The organism is Pseudomonas sp. YQ_6, from assembly GCF_043103245.1.
Taxonomy (GTDB): Bacteria; Pseudomonadota; Gammaproteobacteria; order Pseudomonadales; family Pseudomonadaceae; genus Aquipseudomonas; species Aquipseudomonas alloputida.
Genome location: NZ_JBICJR010000052.1, coordinates 1 through 15,786 on the forward strand (window position 1 = coordinate 1; position 15,786 = coordinate 15,786).

Sequence of the window (15,786 nt, forward strand, 5' to 3'; positions counted from 1 at the left end):
GCCAGCACTGACGAAACACTGCCCATGAGGTATCCCCCGTGACACCCGCCATGCCTGACCAAGGCGCCGCCGGCATCGCCACCGCCGTCGCCGAAAGCGTGCAATACCAAGGCCGCAAGACTGCCCGCCAAGGCAGCGAACAGCGTCGCCAGTTGATTCTCGATGCCGCCATGCGCATTGTCGTACGCGATGGCGTGCGCGGTGTGCGCCACCGGGCAGTGGCCGCCGAGGCCGGCGTGCCATTGTCGGCCACCACCTACTACTTCAAGGACATCGAGGACCTCCTCACCGATACCTTTGCCCAGTACGTCGAGCGCAGTGCGGCCTACATGGCCAAGCTGTGGGCCAATACCGAGGTGGTGTTGCGCCAGTTGCTGGCACAGGGCGATGGCAGCCCGCAGGCACGGGCGCGGCTGGCTGACGACGTGGCGCGCATGACCGCCGACTACGTTCAGCGGCAACTGCTGAACCGCCGTGACTTCCTGATGGCCGAGCAGGCCTTTCGCCAGGAAGCATTGCTGTGCCCGCGCCTGGCCGAGCTGGTGTGCGCTCATGAGCAGATCCTGCTGCACGGCACCCGGCAATTGCTGCAAGTCGTGGGCTCGCGGCAGCCGGAGCAGGATGCACAGATGTTGACGGCGATTATCGAGCAGTTGGAATATCAAGGCCTGCTCAAGCAAGCGAATGCGCAAGCCGATGGGCAGATGCTCGCTATGCTTACCCGATACCTGCAGCTGGTGCTGGCATCGGCCTGAGCCGAGAACGACCTTTTCAAGGAGAACCTGATGAAAGCCTGGCGTGTGGTGTTGTTGACTTTGTCATTCCTGCTGCTGGGCGGTTGTCTGGTGACCTTCCATGAGCCCTTGCCCAGCAACCAGGCAGCGCCCAAGGCCCTGCTCGGCAAGTGGAGCAGCAAGGACGCCTGGGGGGAGCCGTTGAAACTGGTGATCAGCCGTAGCGGTGGCGACGCCTACAAGGCGGTGGCCACGGCCAAGGGCAAGGCTCCTGAAGAGTACGTGTTCACCGTGTCACGCCACGGCAACCGCTGGTACTTGTCGGCGGGCGTGCCCAAGCGCCTGGGTGGCAATTTCCTGATTGGCGGCTTCGATATCGTCGATGGCAAGGAACTGGTGGTCTACAACCTGGATGTCGAGCAAGTACAGCAGGCGGTGGACAAGAAGGAACTGAGCGGTCGTAGTACCGAAGTGCCGGAGGACAACGGCGACGGCGTGCTGATCGACAGCCCGGCGGCGCGGGTGCTGGCCTACCTGGACGACCCGGCCAACTCCGACCTGTTCGTTGAAGTGGCGCGGTTCCAGCGTTCCGGCAAGTAGTGGCCTGTACCGGCCTCTTTGCGGGCAATCCCGCTCCTACAGGGGCCTTGCCAGGCCTGGGCTTGTTGATATCCATGTAGGAGCGGGATTGCCCGCGAAGAGGCCGGTACAGGTTTCGTGTACTAGAAAGGAGTCCCCGGTGGACGAATACCAGCAAACCATCCGCGCCCTGTCCGACCGCATCGTCGCAGCACAGACGCCTATCCGGGTCCTTGACGCGGTGAAGTGGGACGACAACATCCGCCAGGGCTTTCTCAAGGCCAAGGGCAAGGAGCCGCCGGCGGTTGACCGCGCCTACTACCAGTCGCGCCCGCTGTCATTCGACTCCAGCGCGGTCAAGGCCGAGTTCCAGGGCATCGAGCGCGACATCATTCGCCAGTTGGGCCAGTTCAACCCGGTCGGGCAGATCATGAAGCGCATGTGCCGCGAATACCGCATGGTGGTGCGCATGCTTGAAGCGCGCGGTACCGAGGACTTCGGCCTGATCTCCCAGGAACTGTACGGCGCCGCCTCGGATGCCTTCCACGCCGGTGACCCGACCCTGGCCGACCTTGGCCTGATGCTGTCGGACTACCTGAACAACATCGATGGCCGTGGTGACCTCAAGGATGAGCCAAAGAATCTCACCGCCAAGGAGGCGGTGGAGATCCTCCAGCACCGGCTGAACAACGTGTTCGGCGAGGCCGAAGGGACCATTCGCGTGTTCGAGTCCGACGGTATCGTCGCCGACGCCGCAGCCGGTGCCGACTACATCAAGGTGCGTGCCGATGCCATGTTCAACGCCCGCGATGTGCGCGCCCTGGAGGTGCACGAAGGGTTGGTGCATGTCGGTACCACGCTCAATGGCCTGAACCAGCCGATCTGCACCTTCCTGGCCAAAGGCCCGCCCTCGTCGACGGTAACCCAGGAGGGCCTGGCGATTCTCATGGAGGTGATCGCCTTTGCCTCCTACCCCAGCCGCCTGCGCAAGCTCACCAACCGCACCCGTGCCATCCACATGGTCGAGGAGGGTGCAGATTTCATGCAGGTCTACGGTTTCTTCCGCGAGCAGGGCTTCGAGATGGCGCAGAGCTACAGCAACGCCAGCCGGGTGTTCCGCGGCTCGGTGCCCAACGGCCTGCCATTCACCAAGGACTTGTCCTATCTCAAGGGCTTCATCATGGTTTACAACTACATTCAGTTGGCCGTGAAGAAGGGCAAACTGGAACAGATCCCGTTGCTGTTCTGTGGCAAGACCACCCTGGAAGACATGCGCACCCTGCGCCAACTGGTCGAGGAAGGGTTGGTCGAGCCGCCCAAGTACCTGCCTGAACAGTTCCGCGACCTGAGTGCGCTGTCGGCCTGGATGTGCTTCTCCAACTTCCTCAACCACCTGAGCCTGGATCGCATTGAAGCCGACTACGCGAACATTCTCTGAGCACTGCCGCCTGCTCGTCCTCGGCCTGGTCCTGCTGAGCCTTGGCGGCTGCAGCAGCCTGTTGTTCTACCCCGAGCGTGGTCAGGCCTTCACCCCTGAGCGTGCCAAGCTGGAATACAGCGATGTCACGCTGACCACGGCTGATGGCATTCGCCTTCACGGTTGGTGGCTGCCAGCCAAGGCCGGGGCCGAGGTCAAGGGCACGGTGCTGCACCTGCACGGCAACGGCGGTAACCTGCCAGGGCACCTGGGGGGGAGCTACTGGCTGCCGGAGCAGGGCTACCAGGTGTTGATGATCGATTACCGCGGCTATGGCTTGTCGCAGGGCCAGCCGAGCCTGCCGGAGGTGTATCAGGACATTGCTGCAGCCATGGCCTGGTTGGAGCAGGCGCCCGAGGTCAAGGGCAAGCCGCTGGTACTGCTGGGGCAGAGCCTGGGCGGTGCCATGGCCATTCATTACCTGGCGGCCCACCCCGAGCAGCGTCAGCGCTTCAGCGCCCTGGTGTTCGATGGTGTGCCGGCCAGTTACCGCGCGGTGGGGCGCTTTGCGCTCAGCACCTCCTGGATGACCTGGCCATTGCAGGTTCCGCTGTCGTGGCTAGTGCCGGACGGCGACAGCGCGATCCGCTCGATCGAGCGATTGAGCAGCCCGCCCAAGTTGTTTTTCCACAGCATCGACGACAACCTGGTGCCGATGGACAACGGCATCCGCCTGTTTCAGCACGCGCCACCACCGCGGGTGCTGCAACTGACCCGAGGGGGGCACGTGCAGACCTTCGCCGACCCGACCTGGCGCCAGGTGATGCTGCGGTTCCTCGATGACCCCAGCCATTTCAACGGCCTGCGGCGGCTTGCCGAAGTGCCCAATTTCCCTGACGAGAAGAACAAGCAATGAGTGAAGAACGCAACGCCATCCCGCTGATCCTGACCGGCGTCGGCAGCATCATCGTGACGGTAGGGGCTTTGTGGTATTACGGTTACCTGCATTTCGCCAAGCCCGAAGATGCCCTGCTGCTGCAGGACTTCACCATGCTCAAGACCATCCCCGGCGAGGACTACAAGGTATCGCTGGACCCGGCGCCGCAAGTGGCCCAGTGCGTCGACGGCGTGCTGGTGCTGTTCGACACCCAACAGAAAGGCCTGACCGGCGTGCTGGTGGACAACCGCAAGCGCGCGGTGCGCTGCATGGGCGAGGAAACACCGCAGCAGGTGCAGTGAGCCATTATCCCTGCTGCCTTAACTCGCCTCTTCGCGGGCACGCCCGCTCCCACAGGGTCGCGCAAAACTCGAAACTGGCGCCGTACCTGTGGGAGCGGGCGTGCCCGCGAAGAGGCCAGAACAGGCAAAAGAAAGCCCCGCGTCGATCGCGGGGCTTGTCCTTTCAGCTAGCCAGCCTTAGCGCTGAACCTGGCTCACCGAGCGTGGTGCCACCGGCTGGTTGTCGTTGGAGATGGTCACCTCCACCCGACGGTTCTGCGCACGTCCCGAGTTGCTCGAGTTGTCCGCTACCGGGTACTCCTTGCCATAGCCCTGGGAAACGATACGCGCCGGATCTACCCCGGCACGTACCAGTGCCATGCGCACGCTGTTGGCGCGGCGTTCGGACAGTGTCTGGTTGTAGTTGGCCGAGCCGACGCTGTCGGTGTAGCCCTCGACGATCACCTTGCGTTCCGGGTTTTCCTGAAGGAACTGGGCCAGCTTGGTGACGTTCGGATAGGCGTTGCTCTTGAGTTCGGCCTTGTTGAAGTCGAACAGCACGTCACCGAAGGTCACCAGCGTTCCGCGGTCGGTCTGCTTGGCGTTGAGGCTGTCCTGCAGCTTGGCGATTTGCGCGTCGCGGGCGTCCAGCTTGGCTTTGGCGCGTTCAGCCGAGGCGTTTTTCAGATCAGCTTCGGCGGTGCGCAGGGCAATGGTCTGCTTGGCCACTTCGACGCGCTGGTTGGTCAGGTAGGCCAATTGGTCGACTTTCTTCTCGTCTTCACGGTCCATGTAGGCCTTGTCGGCCTTGTTCAGCCAGTCCTGGGCGTCCTTGGTCTCCAGTGCCGCGACTTTGCTCGCTTGCGGGTCGCTCTGCAGCGAGGAGAAGTTGGTGCGGGCCGCTTCCAGGTTGGCATTCGGATCGTGCGAGCAGGCGGCAAGACCGACGCTCAGGGCCAGCAGGGCGGGAATCATGACGTGTTTGCGCATAGTGTTCATCCTTTGATCGTGTGCGAAGGCTAAGGTTGGCAGGGCAGGGCTCACTGAGCGCTGCGCAGGCCTTCCTCACGTACGTCCTGAACGCCCTGGCGGGCATCCTGCACGGCCTTCTGGGCTTTGGCTGCCTGGGCTTTGCGTTCGGCGAGGCGGGCGTCCCACTCGGCCTGTTGGGCCAGGCGCTTGGCCTCGTCGTACTTCTTGTCGTGCATGGCGATTTCGGCTTGCTTGAACTTGTCCTGAGCCGCTTTCATTTCCACGGCAGCAAACTCGGTACCGCCAGCGCTGACGGCGGAGTTCACGGCGGACTGGGTAACGGCATACTGCTCGGTGGGCGGATTGCCTGCACAGCCGGCCAGGACCAGGCTACTGCCCAGCGCCAGCGCGGCCAGCTTGAACCCGCGCACATGAGTGGATGACAGTTTGCTAGTGCGGGTCTTCATGGTGGTCAGCTCCATTGGATCACTCCTGATAACGACGATGTCCGTAGCAGTCCATCGCTCAATCCCTGACTAACCGCGCGCTTCAGCTCAACGGTGCACGAGGGCAGTGTGCAGGGTTTTAGCGTGATGGCTATTGGCTCCGACTCGAAGGTTTTTCGAATAGTTCAGAAAAAAGCCCCGTAATCGGATAACTATTTCTGACTGATCGGTCAGTGCGATTTGCCTGGAACTTTCTCAGGCGGGAGCGGTATTCCGGGCCTTGAGCAGGCCCGGAATGCTGGAGCGCAGGATTATTTGTCGCTGTCGACTGCCGCGTTGCTCAGGTTGTGCAGGTGCTGGCGGGACAGGGAGAGAAAGCGCGGCGTAGGACCAACGTCTTCGTACAGTGGGTCGCCTTCCTCGTCGGTGGCGATGACCTGGCGGCCCTGCACATAGGGGAAGCTGGCCTCCAGTTCTTCAAGGGCGGCTGCGACCAGTTCGCCGAGCAGTTCTTCGGCGGTGCGCTTGGGGTACATGTCGATCAGCGCGGCCAGGCGCGCTTCTGACTCCAGGTCCAGATGCAGGACATGGCCGGTACGGCTGAGGGTGCCGGCGGCATTCTGTTCCCAGTGCTGGGCGAGTTCACGGATTTTCATGATGACCTCTGTTGACGCCTGGAAAGGCTGCACTGCATGGGAGTGCTGTGCTTTCACTTTAGTTTGGTTTGGCCGATCACGGCTTGCCATCGTCGCCCGGCTGTGGGCACTCTTGGGGTATACCGCTCGCTCCTGCACAGGGCGCGCTGAGGCTGATAGGGATGCAACGGAGAGAGCGCCAATGACCGATATCGATGTGCGTTTGCGTGAAGATGTCCATGTGTTGGGTGAACTGCTTGGCGAAACCATTCGCCAGCAGCATGGCGATGCGTTCCTGCAGAAAATCGAGGACATCCGCCACAGTGCCAAGGCCGACCGTCGCGGCCCGGGTGAGCAGTTGAGCTCGACCCTGGCAGACCTGGCCGAAGAAGATCTGCTGCCCGTAGCGAGGGCCTTCAACCAGTTCCTCAACCTGGCCAACATGGCCGAGCAGTACCAGTTGATCCGCCGCCGCAACGCCGACCAGCCCGAGCCGTTCGAAGCGCAGGTACTGCCCGAGCTGCTGGGGCGCTTGAAGCAGGCCGGCCACAGCAACGATGCCCTGGCCCGGCAACTGGCCAAGCTCGATATCCAGTTGGTGCTCACCGCACATCCCACCGAAGTTGCCCGTCGCACGCTGATCCAGAAGTACGACGCAATCGCCGGCCAACTGGCCGCGCAGGACCATCGTGACCTGACCTCGGCAGAACGCCAGCAAGTGCGCGAACGCCTGCGCCGGCTGATCGCCGAGGCCTGGCACACCGAAGAAATCCGCCGTACCCGGCCTACGCCGGTAGACGAAGCCAAGTGGGGTTTCGCAGTGATCGAGCATTCACTGTGGCATGCCATCCCCAGCCACCTGCGCAAGGTCGACAAGGCCCTGCTGGAGGCCACTGGCCTGCGCCTGCCGCTGGAGGCCGCGCCGATTCGCTTTGCCTCGTGGATGGGTGGGGACCGTGATGGCAACCCCAATGTGACGGCTGCGGTCACCCGCGAAGTACTCCTGCTGGCGCGCTGGATGGCCGCCGACCTGTTCCTGCGCGACATCGATGCACTGGCCGCCGAGTTGTCCATGCAGCAGGCCAACGACGCCCTGCGCAAACAGGTTGGCGACAGTGCCGAACCCTACCGCGCTGTGCTCAAGCGACTGCGCGACCGCCTGCGTGCGACACGCGCATGGGCGCATTCGGCCTTGACCAGCAACCAACCGGCCGATGCCGACGTGCTGGTAGACAACCGCGAGCTGATCGCGCCGCTGGAGCTGTGCTACCAGTCACTGCACGAATGCGGCATGGGCGTGATCGCCGAGGGGCCGCTGCTCGACTGCTTGCGTCGTGCGGTGACCTTCGGCCTGTTCCTGGGCCGCCTGGACGTACGCCAGGATGCTGCTCGTCACCGTGATGCGCTGACCGAGATTACCGATTACCTGGGCCTGGGGCGTTACGCCGACTGGGATGAGGAGCAGCGCATCGCGTTCCTCCAGGCCGAGCTGAAAAACCGCCGGCCCCTGCTGCCTGCGCATTTCAAGCCGCAAGCGGACACCGCCGAAGTGCTGGCGACCTGCAGGGAAGTGGCCGCTGCGCCGGCCGCCTCGCTGGGGTCTTACGTGATCTCCATGGCCGGTGCCGCCTCGGATGTACTGGCGGTGCAACTGTTGCTCAAGGAAGCCGGCCTGACCCGCCCCATGCGTGTGGTGCCACTGTTCGAGACCCTGGCCGACCTCGACAACGCCGGCCCGGTCATGCAGCGCCTGCTTGGCCTGCCGGGCTACCGCGCGGGCCTGCGCGGCCCGCAGGAGGTGATGATCGGCTACTCCGATTCGGCCAAGGACGCCGGCACCACGGCCGCTGCCTGGGCGCAGTACCGGGCTCAGGAGAACCTGGTGCGTATCTGTGCCGAGCATCAGGTCGAGCTACTGCTGTTCCACGGCCGTGGCGGTACGGTTGGGCGAGGCGGTGGCCCGGCCCATGCGGCGATCCTGTCGCAGCCACCGGGTTCGGTGGCGGGGCGTTTGCGCACCACCGAGCAGGGTGAAATGATTCGCTTCAAGTTCGGCTTGCCGGGCATCGCCGAGCAAAACCTCAACCTGTACTTGGCCGCCGTGCTTGAAGCCACGCTGTTGCCTCCTCCGCCCCCGCAGCCGGCCTGGCGTGAAGTGATGGACCAGTTGGCCGCCGATGGTGTCCAGGCTTACCGCCGCGTGGTACGGGAGAATCCCGATTTCGTCGAGTACTTCCGCCAGTCGACGCCAGAACAGGAACTGGGGCGCCTGCCGTTGGGCAGCCGCCCGGCAAAACGTCGCGCCGGGGGCATCGAAAGCCTGCGGGCCATCCCGTGGATCTTCGGCTGGACCCAGACCCGGCTGATGCTGCCGGCCTGGCTGGGCTGGGAAACGGCGCTGACCAATGCCTTGGCCCGTGGTCAGGGAGAGTTGCTGGCGCAGATGCGCGAGCAATGGCCGTTCTTCCGCACCCGCATCGACATGCTGGAAATGGTGCTGGCCAAGGCCGATGCGCAAATTGCCGAGGCCTACGACGAACGTCTGGTGCAACCACACCTGCGACCTTTAGGTGTGCACCTGCGCGACCTATTGTCGCAGTCATGCCAGGTGGTGCTGGGCCTGACCGGGCAGCCGGTGCTACTGGCGCACAGCCCCGAGACGCTGGAATTCATTAGCCTGCGCAATACCTATCTGGACCCGTTGCACCGTCTGCAGGCAGAGTTGCTGGCTCGCTCGCGCAGCCGCGAAGCCGCTCTGGACAGCCCGTTGGAGCAGGCCTTGCTGGTGACTGTGGCGGGTATTGCCGCCGGGCTGCGCAACACCGGCTAAGGGCAAGCCCGGGTCATGTCTGGCGCGTACCCTACAGGCCCGGCACTATGACGGGGAGGGTGGTTGCGCCTGGCGCAACCGCCTGCCCGGTCAGCCGCAAGTGGCGCATTCCTGCAACTTTGGGACGCTTGTCTGGCTGCCGGGCGCTGTGTATCTTGAGCAGCCTTCTGACCGATTTATGGTCATACCCGATTTTCCGGACTTGGCCCTGGTCGCCGAATCCATTGAATTTCATAAAAAAATTTGAGGAGCACGAGATGCGCGTAATTCTGCTGGGAGCTCCCGGGGCCGGTAAAGGTACTCAGGCAAAGTTCATCACCGAAAAGTTCGGTATTCCACAGATCTCCACCGGTGACATGCTGCGTGCCGCCGTCAAGGCTGGCACCCCGCTGGGCCTGGAACTGAAGAAAGTCATGGATGCCGGCCAGCTGGTCTCCGACGAGTTGATCATCAGCCTGGTGAAGGAGCGCATCGCTCAGCCGGATTGCGCCAACGGCTGCCTGTTCGACGGCTTCCCACGCACCATCCCGCAGGCCGAAGCCATGGTCGCTGCCGGTGTCGACATCGATGCCGTGGTCGAAATTGCCGTGGACGACGAAGAAATCGTCGGCCGCATGGCTGGCCGCCGCGTGCACCTGGCCTCGGGCCGCACCTACCACATTCAGTACAACCCGCCGAAAGTGGAAGGCAAGGACGACGAGACCGGTGAAGACCTGATCCAGCGTGACGACGACAAGGAAGAAACCGTTCGCCATCGCCTGTCGGTCTACCACAGCCAGACCAAGCCGCTGGTGGATTTCTACCAGAAGCTGTCGGCTGCCAATGGCGGCAAGCCGAAGTACAGCCACATCGAAGGTGTCGGCTCGGTTGAAGCCATCACCGCCAAGGTCCTGGCAGCCCTGAGCTGATCCGGCGCCTGACGCACCTCGACAACGGCCCGCTTGCGGGCCGTTGTCGTTTGTAGGCCGCACAGCGCCCCCTCAGGACACAACGCCGCTGCTGCTCTATACTGCCGCTCTTTTTCATTCGCACCTGGATACCCGTTCGATGACCACCCTGCTGGCCCTGGATACCGCCACCGAAGCCTGTTCCGTCGCGCTGCTGCATGACGGCAAGGTGACCAGCCACTACGAGGTGATCCCGCGCATGCATGCCCAGAAGCTGCTGCCGATGATCAAGCAACTGCTGGCCGACTCTGGCGTGGCACTGAATGCGCTGGATGCCATTGCCTTTGGCCGTGGCCCGGGCGCGTTCACCGGCGTTCGTATTGCCATCGGTGTTGTGCAAGGCCTGGCCTTCGCCCTCGAACGCCCGGTGCTGCCGGTGTCCAACCTGGCCGCTTTGGCCCAGGGTGCATTGCGCGAGCAGGGCGTGCAGCAGGTGGCCGCTGCCATCGATGCGCGCATGGATGAAGTGTACTGGGGCTGCTACCAGGCCACGGCGGGCGAAATGTGCCTGGTCGGCCGTGAAGCCGTATTGCCGCCCGAGCAGGTGGCGCTGCCGGCAGGCAGCAATGGCGAGTGGTTCGGTGCCGGTACTGGATGGGGCTACGCCGAGCGCCTGGCGGTACAGGTGGCGGCGAGCAACCCGGCTGCCTTGCCCAATGCGCTGGACATTCTCAGCCTGGCCACCTTTGCCTGGGCCCGTGGCGAGGCAATCGTCGCCGAGCAGGCGCAACCGGTTTATCTGCGCGATAATGTAGCCACGCCCAAGAAGCACTGAGTGCTGTTCGTCGGTTATCGCCGAACACGCTAAAACCTTTTGCGCGATCTGTGGTCCAGTTATCACTCAAGCATTAGCGACGGAACCCTGATGCTGCTAAATTGCCATCATTGGTCCTGAGTGCTCATGCCATGCGTATCGACGGTTTCTCATCGCAGTCCTACCCGCTCAAGCGCACCTCGCGCAAAGCAGCGGTGCGTGACGAGGCCATCGACGATGCCGAGGTGATCGAGGAGGCAGAAGCCGCCCCGCAGGAAGCCACCGCCCGCCGCCCTGGTGGTGGCCTGCCAGCCCGCCAGCAGGACATGGTTTTCCCTCGCGCCCGTGACCGCCGCACCGCCACCGCACTGGCCAGCTACCTGAGCACTGCCGGCTTTACTGACTGGGACATGGAAGTACTGGGGCTCGACCTGTACATTTGATGGATGAATCCCTCACCACTGCCTTACTTTCTCGGTTGCCCGTCGTGGAGCGAAAACGCCTGGCGCGACTACCTGTACCCCGCTGACGCCAACAGTAATCAAATGCTTGGCTTCTACAGCCAGGTGTTCAACGCCGTCGAAGGCAACACCACTTTCTACGCACGTCCCGCTCCCGGCACCATTGCCCGCTGGGCGCAGGTCATGCCCGAGCACTTTCGCTTCACTGCCAAGTTTCCGCGGGATGTCAGCCATGAAGGCGACCTGCGAGACCAGCTTGAGCCTGCCTTCGACTTCACCCGGCTGATGGCCCCGCTGGGCCAGCGCGTATCACCCTACTGGCTGCAGTTGCCGGCCCAGTTCGGCCCGGCGCGCCTTGGTGAGCTTTGTCACTTCCTCGATCAGATTGCCGTGCCCGTGGCTGTGGAAGTGCGCAACCAGGCCTTTTTTGCCAAGGGTGAGGAAGAGCGCCTGCTCAATCGCCTGCTGCACGAACGCGGTGTGGAGCGCATCTGTCTCGACCCACGTGCGCTGTTCAGTTGCACCTCGCGCGACCCAGCCGTGCTGCATGCGCAGTCGAAGAAGCCCAAGGTGCCTCCGCGGCCGGCAGCCTTCAGCCAGCACCCGCAGGTTCGCTTCATTGGCCATCCGGAACTGGAGGCCAATCACACCTTCCTTAGCCCTTGGGTAGAAAAAGTCGCCGCCTGGATCGAAGAAGGCCGCAATCCCTATATCTTCCTGCACACCTCGGACAATCGCCTGGCTGCGGCGCTGGCCCAGCGCTTCCATCAACGCCTGATGGCACGCCTGCCGGGCCTGGCACCTTTGTCGGAATTGCCGCGCGCCCCTGAGGTCGAACAATTGGGGCTACTCTGACATTTCCCTGACTGCCGGAGGTTGAACCATGGATGTGCAAACCCTGCGAGCTGAGGCCTTCAAGGCGTTACACGAGCGCGACGGCGCGTTCGTCATCCCCAACCCGTGGGATGCCGGCTCCGCCAAGTTGCTCGCCAGCCTGGGTTTCGAGGCGCTGGCTACCACCAGTGCAGGCCTGGCCTTCAGCCTTGGCCGGCCGGACGCCGAAGGCGCCTTGAGCCTGGACGATACACTGGACAATGCCGGCGAGATCGTCGATGCCACCGCGCTGCCGGTGGCCGCCGATCTGGAAAACGGTTTTGGCGACTTGCCCGAAGACTGTGCCCAGACCATTCTGCGTGCCGCCGAAATTGGCCTGGTGGGCGGCTCCATCGAAGATGCCAGCGGCCGCAGTGATGCGCCCATCTATGACTTCGGGCTGGCTGTGGAACGCGTGCGCGCTGCCGTGCAGGCTGCGCGAAGCCTGCCATTCCCGTTCACCTTGTGCGCTCGTGCAGAAAACCTGCTGCACGGGCGCATGGACCTCGACGACACCATCCTGCGCCTGCAAGCCTATGCCGAAGCCGGTGCCGACGTGCTCTACGCGCCCGGGTTGCGCACCGTGGAGGAAGTCCGTGCCGTGGTGCAGGCAGTCGCACCGCGCCCTGTGAATGTGCTGATGGGCATGGCTGGCGTGCCGCTGAGCGTCAACCAGTTGCAGGACCTGGGCGTGCGCCGCGTCAGCGTTGGCTCGTCGCTAGCCCGTGCTGCACTCGGGGCCTTCTACCGGGCGGCGCAGGAAATTCGCGATGAGGGCACGTTCGGCTACGGTGAGCAGGCAATGCCATTTGCCCAGCTGAACGATCTGTTCCGCCGCTGATGAGGGCATTGCTGGCGCTACTGGCCGGCCTGCTTACGGTGGCCGGCCTGGCCTGGCACTTCGGCTGGCGCCTGCCTGCCACATGGAACCCCTGGGCGCCGCTGGACGTACGCCAGCCGCCCAACCTGCTGACCCCCTACAAACTGTCGCGCCTACGCGATGACCCAACGCTGTGCCGGCAGGCGCTGGAAACCAGCCACCTGCGTTACCGGGCACAAGCCGACAGCCCGGCGTCGGCCAACTGCCCGCTGCAGAACGTATGGCGCATCGAGGGCGGCCAGGCGCGGCTGAGCAGCAGCTTTCTGGCCAGTTGCCCGTTGGCGGTGGCCTATGCACTGTTCGAAAACCATGGCTTGCAGCCGGCGGCGCAGGAAGTGTTTGGGCAACCGGTGACGCAGGTCGATCACCTGGGCAGCTTTGCCTGCCGCAATGTCTACCACCGCAAGCAGGGCCGTTTGAGCCAGCACGCCACGGCCAATGCGCTGGACATCAGCGGATTTCGCCTGAAGGACGGCCAGCGCATTATCCTGGCGCGTGACTGGCAGGCGGGCCGGCAGAAGGCGGAATTCTTGCGTCAGGTGCAGCAGGCCGCATGCGAAAGCTTCAGCACGGTATTGGGGCCGGACTACAACGCTGCGCACCGCAACCACTTTCACCTGGACATGGGGCGCTGGCAGATCTGTCGTTAGCCTCAGGCGTACGCGCGCACGTTGTTCAGCACCACTGGGCGCGCCCAGTGGATGTCGAACTCCAGGTCATTCTGCTGCTTGGCCAGGGTGGCTTCGTCGAACGGTTCGGGCGCCGGGTCCAGCAGGTTGGTCTCGAACTCGGCAATGGGCAGGAACAATGACCGTGGCGTGGGGCCAGGGCCGGGTTCGGCGATCGGCTGACCCTGCTTCATCACCACCGGGCGCAGCCAGCTGTTGTTGATGTCGAGCTGGCGCTGTTGCTCGATCAGTTCCATGGCGCTGAACGGCTCGGGGGCGGGCGGCAGCAGCTTGGCTTCAAGCTCGGCCTTGGGCAGAAACAACGGTTCGGGCGGCGCCACGATGGTGTCGTGCACCGGGCAGGCGCGCTGGGCGTCGATCAAGGCCAGTGCACGGGCGCCGCCGATGGGTTCGCCGCTGTCCTGGTCGTACTGCACGAACGACTGGCTGACGCCGTCTACGGGCTCTTCCTGCTGCTCGGCCATGGCCCGGGCAAAGAAATCCTGCCACAGGTGGCTGACGCCCCCGAGTGCCTGGGTGTTGTGCTGACTGTAGTTGCCGACAGGCGACAAATAGGTCAAGCCGATGGGAAGAGTTTCTGACATGGCAGTCGTGCGCGCTGTGCTCTGGCAGAATAGCGGGATATTGCCTGTATCGGCCGTGGCTGCCGATTCATTAAGGGCTTGGTTTGATTTTTCGGGTGTGAACGATGGAAGAGCAAGGCACGGGTATCAGGGTCGAGGCGATGACAGCTGAGTATGCGCAACAGGCCAGGGCGTGGGCTGAACGCCTGGGCCTGCCGCTGCAGGACGATACCGCTGCCTTCGCGGTGCAGGTGGGCGCCGATGGCTTGCAGATTCAGCAACTGGGCCCGCAGGCGCCTGGGCCGGTGCGTGTGGACTTCGTCGAAGGCCAGGCTGCGCATCGCCGCCAGTTTGGCGGTGGCAACGGGCAGATGATCGCCAAGGCCGTGGGCATTGCCCAAGGTATCCGGCCGCAGGTACTGGATGCCACGGCGGGGCTGGGCAAGGACGCGTTCGTGCTGGCCAGCCTTGGCTGCCAGATGACCCTGATCGAGCGCCAGCCGCTGATTGCCGCGCTGCTGGAGGACGGCCTGGCGCGGGCGCGAGCGGACGAAGAAGTGGGCCCGATTGTCGGGCGCATGCGCCTGCTGACCGGCAACGCCATCGAGCGCATGCGCGCCTGGGAAGGGGAGGCGCCGCAGGTGATCTACCTCGACCCGATGTTCCCACACCGCGACAAGAGCGCCCTGGTGAAAAAGGAAATGCGCGTGTTCCGGCCTTTGGTCGGTGACGACCTGGATGCCCCGGCCCTGCTCGAAGCCGCCCTGGCGCTGGCCAGCCACCGGGTGGTAGTGAAGCGCCCGCGCAAGGCACCGATCATCGATGGGCCGAAGCCGAGCCATAGCCTGGAAGGCAAGTCGAGCCGGTATGACATTTATCCGAAGAAGGCGTTGAAAGCCTGACGTTTGTGTGGCCTGCCCAGGCCTCTTCGCGGGTAAGTTCGCGAAGAAGCCTGCTAAAACCAGAAATCAGGGTTTGAATGCCCTCAAGAACACCCCCACCACCTCGCGCACATGCGCCTCGGCTTGATTGCCTTCCAGCGGCCCCGCACATCCCAGCAGCAACCGGTAATCCGGTGCCCCTTTTACCAGGCAGAAGAAGTGCTCCGCGGCGCGCAGCGGGTTGTCGATGCGCAGCAGCCCACGCTCATGAGCCCGGCGCAGTAGCGCTTCCATGCCTGCGAGCACGCGCTTGGGCCCGGCTTCGTAGAAGTACTCGCCAAAACTCGGGTCCAGGCTGCCCTGGGCCATGATCAGGCGGCTGAGTTTGACCGCTTCGTCACTGCTGATAAGCGCCTGGAAGTTGCGGGCAATGGTCAGCAGTACTTCTTCTACCGGCACCCCCTCGGGATACTCGAACAGCAGGTCAGGCAACTGGACCTGGCAGGTGGCCATGACCGCCGAGCAGAACAGGGTCTGTTTGTCGGTGAAGTGGCTGTACACGGTGAGCTTTGAAACACCTGCCGCCGCAGCGACCGCATCCATGCTGGTGTTGGCGTAGCCTAGGCTGAGGAAGAGCGTCTTGGCCGCTTCGAGGATAGCCTCGCGCTTGGCCAGGTCCTTGGGCCGGCCCGGGCCGATGGGTGCGTCGTTGGGCATTGTGGTCTGCATCTGGTTTAAGAATCTCCATCTTAACGGGTCAGCCGCGATACGGCTAAAACTAGCTGACATTTACCTGCGGCCTGCCAACGTTAAGCTGATCGACAGGGGGGCGTTCAGCCGCCGCTTGATCTCACAGGCGCCCGAGGGCTCCAGCCAGGTCGTCGAAAAACCAGCGCATGCCCTTCCC

At 63.7% G+C, this 15,786-nt stretch carries 18 protein-coding genes; 13 read left to right on the forward strand and 5 right to left on the reverse strand.

Going from position 1 to position 15,786, the window contains the following annotated elements:
- The first annotated feature begins 50 nt into the window (after positions 1 to 50).
- From ACF8FG_RS16545 to ACF8FG_RS16565, 5 genes are all read left to right on the forward strand, one after another.
- Positions 51 to 755, forward strand: coding sequence for a TetR/AcrR family transcriptional regulator (locus ACF8FG_RS16545; RefSeq protein WP_019437363.1), 705 nt, complete (start codon positions 51 to 53; stop codon positions 753 to 755).
- Between the two features lie 30 nt (positions 756 to 785).
- Positions 786 to 1,334, forward strand: a complete 549-nt coding sequence (locus ACF8FG_RS16550) for a hypothetical protein (RefSeq protein WP_014592169.1) — start codon at positions 786 to 788, stop codon at positions 1,332 to 1,334.
- Positions 1,335 to 1,473: 139 nt separating this feature from the next.
- Entirely contained in the window at positions 1,474 to 2,751 is a 1,278-nt protein-coding gene (locus ACF8FG_RS16555; RefSeq protein WP_003252215.1) for a flavohemoglobin expression-modulating QEGLA motif protein, read from the forward strand.
- Positions 2,723 to 3,646, forward strand: coding sequence for an alpha/beta hydrolase (locus ACF8FG_RS16560; RefSeq protein WP_070384302.1), 924 nt, complete (start codon positions 2,723 to 2,725; stop codon positions 3,644 to 3,646). Before ACF8FG_RS16555 ends, ACF8FG_RS16560 begins: the two co-directional genes overlap by 29 nt.
- On the forward strand, positions 3,643 to 3,969 hold the full coding sequence (locus ACF8FG_RS16565; RefSeq protein ID WP_003252219.1) for a hypothetical protein: 327 nt from the start codon (positions 3,643 to 3,645) through the stop codon (positions 3,967 to 3,969). Before ACF8FG_RS16560 ends, ACF8FG_RS16565 begins: the two co-directional genes overlap by 4 nt.
- Before the next feature lie 177 nt (positions 3,970 to 4,146).
- Here the strand turns inward: ACF8FG_RS16565 and ACF8FG_RS16570 are convergent, their stop codons facing one another.
- From ACF8FG_RS16570 to ACF8FG_RS16580, 3 genes are all read right to left on the reverse strand, one after another.
- Entirely contained in the window at positions 4,147 to 4,938 is a 792-nt protein-coding gene (locus ACF8FG_RS16570) for an OmpA family protein (RefSeq protein ID WP_014592167.1), read from the reverse strand.
- A gap of 50 nt (positions 4,939 to 4,988) precedes the next feature.
- Positions 4,989 to 5,402 (reverse strand): DUF4398 domain-containing protein, encoded by a 414-nt coding sequence (locus tag ACF8FG_RS16575; protein WP_014592166.1) that lies wholly within the window; start codon positions 5,400 to 5,402, stop codon positions 4,989 to 4,991.
- 275 nt (positions 5,403 to 5,677) lie between these two features.
- Positions 5,678 to 6,022: a hypothetical protein gene (locus ACF8FG_RS16580; protein WP_014592165.1), complete on the reverse strand. Its 345-nt coding sequence runs from the start codon at positions 6,020 to 6,022 to the stop codon at positions 5,678 to 5,680.
- Between the two features lie 181 nt (positions 6,023 to 6,203).
- Between ACF8FG_RS16580 and ppc the strand changes: the two genes are divergently transcribed.
- From ppc to ACF8FG_RS16615, 7 genes are all read left to right on the forward strand, one after another.
- The gene (ppc, locus tag ACF8FG_RS16585; protein ID WP_318081665.1) at positions 6,204 to 8,831 is read left to right on the forward strand and encodes a phosphoenolpyruvate carboxylase; all 2,628 of its coding nucleotides are present in this window, start codon (positions 6,204 to 6,206) and stop codon (positions 8,829 to 8,831) included.
- A 257-nt stretch (positions 8,832 to 9,088) separates the two neighbouring features.
- Positions 9,089 to 9,739 (forward strand): adenylate kinase, encoded by a 651-nt coding sequence (gene adk / locus ACF8FG_RS16590; protein ID WP_004575467.1) that lies wholly within the window; start codon positions 9,089 to 9,091, stop codon positions 9,737 to 9,739.
- A gap of 139 nt (positions 9,740 to 9,878) precedes the next feature.
- The gene (gene tsaB, locus ACF8FG_RS16595) at positions 9,879 to 10,553 is read left to right on the forward strand and encodes a tRNA (adenosine(37)-N6)-threonylcarbamoyltransferase complex dimerization subunit type 1 TsaB (RefSeq protein ID WP_014592162.1); all 675 of its coding nucleotides are present in this window, start codon (positions 9,879 to 9,881) and stop codon (positions 10,551 to 10,553) included.
- A gap of 131 nt (positions 10,554 to 10,684) precedes the next feature.
- Positions 10,685 to 10,975, forward strand: coding sequence for a hypothetical protein (locus ACF8FG_RS16600; protein ID WP_014592161.1), 291 nt, complete (start codon positions 10,685 to 10,687; stop codon positions 10,973 to 10,975).
- Positions 10,976 to 10,978: 3 nt separating this feature from the next.
- Positions 10,979 to 11,848, forward strand: a complete 870-nt coding sequence (locus ACF8FG_RS16605; RefSeq protein ID WP_318081663.1) for a DUF72 domain-containing protein — start codon at positions 10,979 to 10,981, stop codon at positions 11,846 to 11,848.
- Between the two features lie 28 nt (positions 11,849 to 11,876).
- The gene (locus tag ACF8FG_RS16610; protein ID WP_014592159.1) at positions 11,877 to 12,707 is read left to right on the forward strand and encodes an oxaloacetate decarboxylase; all 831 of its coding nucleotides are present in this window, start codon (positions 11,877 to 11,879) and stop codon (positions 12,705 to 12,707) included.
- Positions 12,707 to 13,396, forward strand: a complete 690-nt coding sequence (locus ACF8FG_RS16615; RefSeq protein ID WP_318081662.1) for an extensin family protein — start codon at positions 12,707 to 12,709, stop codon at positions 13,394 to 13,396. Before ACF8FG_RS16610 ends, ACF8FG_RS16615 begins: the two co-directional genes overlap by 1 nt.
- Before the next feature lie 2 nt (positions 13,397 to 13,398).
- Here the strand turns inward: ACF8FG_RS16615 and ACF8FG_RS16620 are convergent, their stop codons facing one another.
- A complete protein-coding gene (locus ACF8FG_RS16620; protein WP_318081660.1) occupies positions 13,399 to 14,019 on the reverse strand; it encodes an energy transducer TonB in 621 nt (206 codons plus the stop codon).
- Positions 14,020 to 14,123: 104 nt separating this feature from the next.
- Here ACF8FG_RS16620 and ACF8FG_RS16625 point away from each other — a divergent pair, with 104 nt between their 5' ends.
- Positions 14,124 to 14,900: a class I SAM-dependent methyltransferase gene (locus ACF8FG_RS16625; RefSeq protein ID WP_019752421.1), complete on the forward strand. Its 777-nt coding sequence runs from the start codon at positions 14,124 to 14,126 to the stop codon at positions 14,898 to 14,900.
- Positions 14,901 to 14,966: 66 nt separating this feature from the next.
- On the opposite strand, the gene ACF8FG_RS16630 is transcribed toward ACF8FG_RS16625, so the two are convergent.
- Positions 14,967 to 15,608: a TetR/AcrR family transcriptional regulator gene (locus ACF8FG_RS16630; RefSeq protein ID WP_019437671.1), complete on the reverse strand. Its 642-nt coding sequence runs from the start codon at positions 15,606 to 15,608 to the stop codon at positions 14,967 to 14,969.
- Positions 15,609 to 15,786 lie beyond the last annotated feature (178 nt).